Below are 8,176 nucleotides of genomic sequence, written 5' to 3'. Positions count from 1 at the left end.
CCTGACTCGCGCCGGGGCGCGCCCGCCTCGCGTGGGCTCGACTGCGCCGCCCCCCCCCCCCCCCCCCCCCTCGACTCTACGAGGTGCAGGGTCGGGCGTGCCGACCAAGGTCGGCACCTGCCAGGGCATTTCAGCTGGAGGCGTTGCGGATCGCGTCCGGCAGCGGCGCGCTCTTGCCGGTCTGCGTATCCATCCACACCACCACCACGTTGCCGTCCGAATAGAGCTTCGATTCGTCCTGCTGGTCGACGATGCGGTGGCCGATGGTCACGCTGCTGTTGCCCAGGCGCTCGACGAACAGCTCGACCAGGATGTCGTTGGGCCACACGATCGGCAGCCGGTAGTTGACGTTGGTCGCGGCTACCACGGGTGCGATGCGGTCGGTCATCGACACGCCGTCCACGCCCAGCATCCAGCGCACGCGCGCTTCTTCCAGGTAGGAAATGTACTTGGCGTTGTTGACGTGGCCCATGCTGTCCATGTCGCGCCAGCGCACGCTGATCGGGATGCGGGCCAGGATCTTGTGTTCGCTGCTCATCAGGCGTCCTTTTTCTTCTTGCTGGCAGTGGCGGTCTTGCTGGTCTTGCCGGTGCTCTTGGCAGCCACGGCCTTCTTCGCCGGCTTCTCGGCCTTCTCGGGCTTCACCTTGCGCGGTGGGCGGGCGTCGGGCTTGTTGGCGACCGCGGCCGGTTGCTCCGGGCGGGCGTGGGTGGACGGCAGCATGCGCGCAAGGAACTGGCCCGTGTACGACTGCGGGCAGGCCGCCACGTCTTCCGGCGTGCCGGTGACCAGGATGGTGCCGCCGCGATGGCCGCCTTCCGGGCCCAGGTCAACGATCCAGTCGGCAGTCTTGATCACGTCCAGGTTGTGCTCGATCACCACCACCGTGTTGCCTTCGTCGCGCAGCTTGTGCAGCACACCCAGCAGCGCTTCGATGTCGTGGAAGTGCAGGCCGGTGGTCGGCTCGTCGAGGATGTACAGGGTGCGGCCGGTATCGCGGCGCGACAGTTCCTTGGACAGCTTCACGCGCTGCGCTTCACCACCGGACAGCGTGGTCGCGCTCTGGCCCAGCTTGATGTAGCTCAGGCCGACGTCGACCAGCGTTTCCAGCTTGCGTGCGATCGACGGCACCGGTTCGAACAGCTTCAGTGCATCCTCAACGGTCATTTCCAGCACGTCGTTGATGTTGAAGCCCTTGTACAGGATCTCCAGCGTCTCGCGGTTGTAGCGCTTGCCATGGCAGACGTCGCAGGGCACGTACACGTCCGGCAGGAAGTGCATCTCGACCTTGATCAGGCCGTCACCCTGGCAGGCCTCGCAGCGGCCGCCGCGCACGTTGAAGCTGAAGCGGCCTGGCGAATAGCCGCGCGCACGCGCTTCGGGCACCTGTGCGAACAGTTCGCGCAGCGGCGTGAACAGGCCGGTGTAGGTGGCCGGGTTCGAACGCGGGGTGCGGCCGATCGGCGACTGGTCGATGTCCACCACCTTGTCGAACAGGTCCAGGCCATCGATCTCCTTGTAGGGAGCGATCGGGTGCGAGGCACCGTTGATCTCGTTGGCGGCCAGCGAGAACAGGGTGTCGTTGATCAGGGTCGACTTGCCCGAGCCGGACACGCCGGTCACGCAGGTCAGCAGGCCCGACGGAATCGCCAGGTCCACGCCCTTCAGGTTGTTGCCGGTCGCCCCGCGCAGGTGCAGGGTCATCTTCGGGTTCGGCGTGTGCCGGCGCGCCGGAATCTCGATCGCGCGCTTGCCAGACAGGTACTGGCCGGTCAGCGAGCGCGGTGCCTCCAGGATGTCCTGCAGGGTACCCTGGCCGACGATCTCGCCGCCGTGCACGCCCGCACCCGGGCCGATGTCCAGCACGTAGTCGGCCAGCCGGATCGCATCCTCGTCATGTTCGACCACGATCACCGTATTGCCCAGGTCACGCAGGCGGGTGAGCGTACCGAGCAGGCGTTCGTTGTCGCGCTGGTGCAGGCCGATCGACGGCTCGTCGAGCACGTACATCACACCGACCAGGCCGGCGCCGATCTGGCTGGCCAGGCGGATGCGCTGTGCCTCGCCACCGGACAGGGTGTCGGCCTTGCGCTCCAGGGTCAGGTAATCCAGGCCGACATCGACCAGGAAGCCGAGGCGTTCGCCGATTTCCTTGACGATCTTCGCGGCGATCTCGCCACGCCAGCCCGGCAGGCTCAGTTCACTGAAGAACTTCAGTGCCTCGTCGATCGGCAGCACCACCAGCTCCGGCAGCGGGCGATCGGCCACGAACACGTTGCGTGCTGCCTTGTTCAGGCGCGCGCCATTGCATTCCGGGCACGGCTGTTCGCTGATGTACTTGGACAGCTCCTCGCGCACCGCCGGCGACTCGGTTTCCTTGTAGCGGCGTTCGAGGTTGGGAATGATGCCCTCGAAGCGGTGCTTGCGCTGGGTGCGGCCGCCGGCTTCGGTGAAATAGGTGAAGGTGATCGTTTCGTCGCCGCTGCCGTACAGCACGGCCTGCTGCACCTTGGCCGGCAGCGAGTTCCATGCGGCGTCCACGTCGAACTTGTAGTGCTTGGCCAGCGAAGCGATCAGCTGGAAATAGTAGGCGTTGCGGCGGTCCCAGCCGCGCACCGCACCGGCGGCCAGCGACAGCTCCGGATGCACCACCACGCGCGAAGGGTCGAAGAACTCGGCGATGCCCAGGCCATCGCAGCCAGGGCAGGCGCCCATCGGTGCGTTGAACGAGAACAGGCGCGGTTCCAGCTCCGGCAGCGAGTAGTCGCACACCGGGCAGGAGTACTTGGAGGAGAACAGCGCCGGCGTGGCGTCGGCGGTGTCCAGGCTCTGCACCGAGGCCATGCCATCGCCCAGCTTCAGTGCGGTCTCGAAGCTCTCGGCCAGGCGCTGCTTGATGTCCTCGCGCGGGCGGAAGCGGTCGATCACCGCCTCGATGGTGTGCTTCTGGCGCAGCGCCAGCGGCGGCACCGCATCGATTTCATACAGCACGCCGTCCACGCGCACGCGCACGAAACCCTGCGCGCGCAGCTGGTCGAACACCTGTGCGTGCTCGCCCTTGCGGTCGCGGATGACCGGCGCCAGCAGCATGTAGCGCTGTTCCGGGTCTAGCGTCAGCACCTGGTCGACCATCTGGCTGACCGTCTGCGCTTCCAGCGGATAGCCGTGGTCCGGGCAGCGCGGGGTGCCGACGCGGGCGTACAGCAGGCGCAGGTAGTCGTAGATCTCGGTGATGGTGCCGACGGTCGAACGCGGGTTGTGCGAGGTCGACTTCTGCTCGATCGAGATGGCCGGTGACAGGCCTTCGATGTGGTCCAGGTCGGGCTTTTCCATCACGCTCAGGAACTGGCGCGCATAGGCCGACAGCGACTCGACGTAGCGGCGCTGGCCTTCTGCATAGATGGTGTCGAACGCCAGCGAGGACTTGCCCGAACCGGACAGGCCGGTGATCACGATCAGCTTGTCGCGGGGCAGGTCGAGGTCGAGGTTCTTCAGATTGTGCGTCCGCGCGCCGCGGATGCGGATGAAATCCATCGCCATGGGGGATCCGGTTGTGGGGGCGTTGGCTGGGTGCCGGGCCAGCAGGGAACGGCAATCGGTCAGCCTACCGAGGTGACCAGATGGGGGCAATGGGCGACAATGCCAGCCCGATGTCTCACCTGATGAGACCGGCCGACAGCTTTGTGTAGAGCAGAGCCACGCTCGGCTGCCGGGACCCCGGACCGTTCAGCCGAGCATGGCCCGGCTCTACAGGGCCCGGCCCCCAGGCCGTTCAGGGGGTGACTTGACCCACGCCCGCTGATCTGCGTATAATTCCGCTCCTGTCCGCCCTCGATGGCGGCAGCTCAGACCACAATAACTACAGAGGAAGGCCTGGTCATGTACGCAGTACTGGTCACCGGCGGTAAGCAATACCGCGTGGCGCAGGGCGAAAAGCTCCGCATTGAAAAGCTCGAAGTCGAAGTCGGCAGCGAGATCAAGTTTGACAACATCCTGATGCTGGGTGACAGCGACGGCGTGAAGCTGGGCGATGCGCTGAAGGGCGCTGCCGTCACCGCCAAGGTCCTGTCCCAGGGTCGTGCTGACAAGGTCCGGATCATCAAGTTCCGTCGCCGCAAGCACCACATGAAGCGTCAGGGTCACCGTCAGTACTACACCGAAATCGAGATCACCGGCATCGCCGGCTAAGCATCAGGAGAAGCAGTCATGGCACATAAAAAGGGCGTAGGCTCCTCGCGCAACGGTCGCGACTCCAACCCGAAGTACCTGGGCGTCAAGATCTTCGGTGGCCAGGCCATCGAAGCCGGCAACATCATCGTGCGTCAGCGCGGCACCCAGTTCCACCCGGGTTCGGGCGTTGGCCTGGGCCGTGACCACACCCTGTTCGCCCTCGTGGACGGCAAGGTGGAGTTCTCGGTCAAGGGCGCCAAGAAGCGTCGCACCGTCAGCATCGTCTCGGCCGACGCCTGATCCAGGCATCGCCGGCACCCGTGCCTCGGCATGGGGGTGCTGCATGAAGAGCCCCGCTTCGGCGGGGCTTTTCGTTAGAGTGAAAGCAAGACCGGCCAGGCCGGGTTGCCGGCCAGCGGCTGGCATAACATTCAAGGCGTCGGCAGGCAGGCCGCGCCCATCGCAGGCATCGAAACAATGAAACTGGTAGACGAAGCAGAAATCGAAGTGTTCGCCGGCAACGGCGGCAACGGCTGTATTGGCTTCCGTCGCGAGAAGTTCATTCCGCTCGGCGGCCCGGACGGCGGCGACGGCGGTGCGGGCGGCAGCGTGTACATCCGCGCCGACGAGAACCTGAACACCCTGGTCGACTTCCGCCATGACCGCATCTTCAAGGCGCAGCGTGGCGAGAACGGCATGGGCCGACAGGCCTATGGCAAGGGCGGCGAAGACCTGACCATCACCGTGCCGGTCGGCACCGTGGTGATCAACGTCGCCACCGATGAGGTCATCGGCGACCTGACCCAGCACGGCGATCGCCTGCTGGTGGCCAAGGGCGGTCGTGGTGGCCTGGGCAACATGCACTTCAAGAGCTCGACCAACCGCTCGCCGCGCCAGGCGCTGCCGGGTGAGCCGGGCGAAGAGCGCACGCTGAAGCTGGAGCTGAAGCTGCTGGCCGACGTCGGCCTGCTGGGCTTCCCCAACGCCGGCAAGAGCACCCTGATCCGTGCCGTTTCGGCGGCAACGCCGAAGGTGGCCGATTACCCGTTCACCACGCTGTACCCGAACCTGGGTGTGGTGAAGGTGGAGAATTACCGCAGCTTCGTGATTGCCGACATTCCCGGCCTGATCGAAGGTGCCGCCGATGGCGCCGGCCTGGGTGCGCAGTTCCTGCGCCACCTGCAGCGCACCCGTCTGTTGCTGCACCTGGTGGACATCTCGCCGATGGAAGGCGGCGTGGAAGGCATTTCCCCGGTCGAGCAGGTGCGCGCGATTGAGCGCGAACTGGAAAAGCATGATCCGGAGCTGCTGCAGAAGCCGCGCTGGCTGGTGCTGAACAAGGCTGACCTGATGTTCGAAGACGAAGCGAAGGCTGCGGCCGAACAGATCGTCGCCGAGCTGGGCTGGAAGGAGCCGTGGTTCCTGGTTTCCGCACTTGGCCGCGAAGGTACCTTCCCGATCATGAGCCGGATCATGGCCTTCTTCGATCGCCAGAAGGAAGACGAGCTGGAAGCCCGCAACGCGCAGTAGAGTCGACTGTTAGTCGACTGGCGTTGATAGAAACCCGGCTTCGGCCGGGTTTTTTGTGGCCTGCGCGATGGGGTTGGCTGGCTGAGGCGATGGCGCCGGCTTGGGCGACGGGCTTCGGCTGGGGCAATGGCTCCCGCTGGGGCGACGGGCTCCGGCTGGGTAGAGTCGACTGTTAGTCGACTGCTCTTCGCGCTACCCGTAAAGCCCGCGCTGCGCGCGTTAGTCGACTAACAGTCGACTCTACCCCGTCGAAGCAACCCGTCGAAGCAACCCGTCGACGCAGCCCGTCGGCGCAACCAGCCGGCGCAACCAGCCGACGCCACCGGACCGTCGCAATCCCCGGATCGCAGGCAACAAAAAACCCGGCCGGGGCCGGGTTCTTGTCTGCTGCCCGACCCCGAAGGGGCAGGGCGGCAACGCCGGATCAGGCGGCCTTGAGGGCCTTGATGCGGTCGTTCAGGCGGCTCTTGTGGCGAGCAGCCTTGTTCTTGTGGATCAGGCCACGCGCGCTGAAGCGATCCAGGATCGGCTGGGCAACGGCGAAGGCGGCTTCGGCGCCGGCGGCATCGTTGGCGTCCAGCGCCTTGATCACTTTCTTGACAGCGGTGCGCAGCATCGAGCGCTGAGCCACGTTGCGCGCGTTGCGCACGACGGTCTGCTTGGCGCGCTTCTTGGCGGACTTGATATTGGCCACGGTGGTGGTTTCCTGAAAAAATCGGTGTTATGGGAACAGCAAGCTAGCTAGTATGATGGCCCGAGAAATGCACGTCAAGTCGATTGTCAAGAGGGACGCTGAGTGAGTTCACCGAAGATGTTGCGAGGCCTGCTGTCGTTCAGCAGCATGACCATGGTCTCGCGGGTGCTCGGACTTGTCCGTGACCAGGTGATCACCACCACGTTCGGCACCAATGCGGTTACCGATGCGTTCTGGGTTGCCTTCAGGGTACCCAATTTCCTGCGCCGGTTGTTCGCCGAAGGCTCTTTCGCCACCGCTTTCGTGCCGGTGTTCACGGAAGTGAAGGAGACCCGCAGCCATGCCGAGCTGCGTGAACTGATGGCCCGCACCGCCGGTACCCTGGGTGGGGTGCTGATGCTGGTTACCGCGCTGGCGCTGATCTTCGCGCCGCAGCTGGCGGTCGCATTCTCGAGTGGTGCTGATACCGACCCGGTCAAGCAGACCCTGCTGGTCGACCTGTTCCGCCTGACCTTCCCGTTCCTGCTGTTCGTCTCGTTGACCGCGCTGGCCGGTGGCGCGCTGAACAGCTTCCAGCGTTTCGCGATGCCGGCGCTGACTCCGGTCATCCTCAACCTGTGCATGATCGCCGGTGCGCTGTGGCTGGCGCCGCGGCTCGGTGGCACCCCGGAAAAACAGATCCTGGCGCTGGGCTGGGCGGTACTCGCCGCCGGCATCCTGCAGCTGCTGTTCCAGCTGCCGTCGCTGAAGGGCATCAACCTGCTGACCCTGCCGCGCTGGGGCTGGAACCATCCGGGCGTGCGCAAGGTGCTGACGCTGATGGTGCCGACCCTGTTCGGTTCCTCGGTGGCGCAGATCAACCTGCTGCTGGATACCCTCATCGCGGCCAAGCTGACCGACGGCTCGCAGTCATGGCTGTCGCTGGCCGATCGCTTCCTGGAGCTGCCGCTGGGTGTGTTCGGCGTGGCCCTGGGCACGGTGATCCTGCCGGCGTTGGCCCGCCACCACGTCAGCACCGACCGCGAGGGTTTCTCGCGCTCGCTGGACTGGGGCCTGCGCATGACCCTGCTGATCTCGGTGCCGGCCATGCTGGCCCTGCTGCTGCTGGCCGAGCCGCTGATCGCCACTCTGTTCCAGTACCGCCAGTTCACCGCCTTCGATACCCGCATGACCGCGCTGTCGGTGTACGGCCTGAGTTTCGGCCTGCCGGCATTCGCCCTGCTGAAGGTGGTGCTGCCGGCGTTCTATGCCCGCCAGGACACCAAGACCCCGGTCCGTGCCGGTGTGGCCGCGCTGGTGGCCAACATGGTGTTCAACTTCGCCCTGCTGGCCGTGCTGTACCAGGTCATGGTGCCGGACGAGCTGAAGGCGCAGGGCTTGATGGTGGCCATCGGCAAGCAGCCGGGCCTGCACCTGGCGCTGGGCATCGCCAGCGCACTGTCCAGTTACCTGAACCTGGGCCTGCTCTGGTACTGGCTGGGCAAGACCGATGTCTACCAGCGCCGGCCGGGCTGGGGCGGCTATCTGGTGCGGCTGCTGCTGGCCTGTGCGGCCATGGTCGGCGTGCTGTTGGCCCTGCTGCATTGGGTTCCCGACTTCACCGTCATGGACAAATGGCACCGTATCGGTGGCCTGATGCTGCTGGTCGGCGGCGGTGGTGCGACCTATGCGGTGGCCATGCTGGCGATGGGCTTCCGCCCGCGCGACCTGCGTGGGCATTGATCGCGGCCCGTGGCGGCTATACTTCAGGGTTACACCATTTGAAGCGGCGGCCCCGGTCGG

At 65.7% G+C, this 8,176-nt stretch carries 7 protein-coding genes; 4 read left to right on the top strand and 3 right to left on the bottom strand.

Features of this window, described 5'->3' with window-relative positions:
• Positions 1-130 precede the first annotated feature (130 nt).
• Together V3B46_RS05660 and uvrA are read right to left on the bottom strand one after the other, a co-directional pair.
• Entirely contained in the window at positions 131-538 is a 408-nt protein-coding gene (locus V3B46_RS05660; protein ID WP_108752486.1) for an acyl-CoA thioesterase, read from the bottom strand.
• Positions 538-3,540 carry an excinuclease ABC subunit UvrA gene (uvrA, locus tag V3B46_RS05655; RefSeq protein WP_329891340.1) on the bottom strand — a complete coding sequence of 1,001 codons (3,003 nt, stop codon included), beginning with the start codon at positions 3,538-3,540 and terminating at the stop codon, positions 538-540. Before uvrA ends, V3B46_RS05660 begins: the two co-directional genes overlap by 1 nt.
• Before the next feature lie 339 nt (positions 3,541-3,879).
• On the opposite strand from uvrA, the gene rplU reads away from it, so the two are divergent.
• The 3 genes from rplU to cgtA all read left to right on the top strand — a co-directional run bounded on the left by rplU (position 3,880) and on the right by cgtA (position 5,700).
• Positions 3,880-4,188 carry a 50S ribosomal protein L21 gene (rplU, locus tag V3B46_RS05650; RefSeq protein WP_005408557.1) on the top strand — a complete coding sequence of 103 codons (309 nt, stop codon included), beginning with the start codon at positions 3,880-3,882 and terminating at the stop codon, positions 4,186-4,188.
• Positions 4,189-4,206: 18 nt separating this feature from the next.
• Positions 4,207-4,470: a 50S ribosomal protein L27 gene (rpmA, locus tag V3B46_RS05645; RefSeq protein ID WP_005415704.1), complete on the top strand. Its 264-nt coding sequence runs from the start codon at positions 4,207-4,209 to the stop codon at positions 4,468-4,470.
• A 177-nt stretch (positions 4,471-4,647) separates the two neighbouring features.
• Positions 4,648-5,700, top strand: a complete 1,053-nt coding sequence (gene cgtA / locus V3B46_RS05640; protein ID WP_010483324.1) for an Obg family GTPase CgtA — start codon at positions 4,648-4,650, stop codon at positions 5,698-5,700.
• A 424-nt stretch (positions 5,701-6,124) separates the two neighbouring features.
• Here cgtA and rpsT read toward each other — a convergent pair whose 3' ends face one another.
• Entirely contained in the window at positions 6,125-6,394 is a 270-nt protein-coding gene (gene rpsT, locus V3B46_RS05635; protein WP_005408560.1) for a 30S ribosomal protein S20, read from the bottom strand.
• A 117-nt stretch (positions 6,395-6,511) separates the two neighbouring features.
• Here rpsT and murJ point away from each other — a divergent pair, with 117 nt between their 5' ends.
• Complete coding sequence (gene murJ, locus V3B46_RS05630; RefSeq protein ID WP_329891484.1) at positions 6,512-8,116, top strand: murein biosynthesis integral membrane protein MurJ; 1,605 nt, start codon at positions 6,512-6,514, stop codon at positions 8,114-8,116.
• Positions 8,117-8,176 lie beyond the last annotated feature (60 nt).

It is taken from the genome of Stenotrophomonas sp. SMYL11 (genome assembly GCF_036320005.1).
In the GTDB taxonomy this organism is placed as follows: domain Bacteria; phylum Pseudomonadota; class Gammaproteobacteria; order Xanthomonadales; family Xanthomonadaceae; genus Stenotrophomonas; species Stenotrophomonas maltophilia_A.
Note: the sequence above shows the minus strand (reverse complement) of the source record. Positions and strands in the feature narration are given on the sequence as shown.

Bases quoted from the DNA above. Each gene is read 5' to 3' on its own strand.
- V3B46_RS05660 (WP_108752486.1), bottom strand. From the start codon at position 538: ATGAGCAGCGAACACAAGATCCTGGCCCGCATCCCGATCAGCGTGCGC.
- uvrA (WP_329891340.1), bottom strand. From the start codon at position 3,540: ATGGCGATGGATTTCATCCGCATCCGCGGCGCGCGGACGCACAATCTG.
- rplU (WP_005408557.1), top strand. From the start codon at position 3,880: ATGTACGCAGTACTGGTCACCGGCGGTAAGCAATACCGCGTGGCGCAG.
- rpmA (WP_005415704.1), top strand. From the start codon at position 4,207: ATGGCACATAAAAAGGGCGTAGGCTCCTCGCGCAACGGTCGCGACTCC.
- cgtA (WP_010483324.1), top strand. From the start codon at position 4,648: ATGAAACTGGTAGACGAAGCAGAAATCGAAGTGTTCGCCGGCAACGGC.
- murJ (WP_329891484.1), top strand. From the start codon at position 6,512: ATGTTGCGAGGCCTGCTGTCGTTCAGCAGCATGACCATGGTCTCGCGG.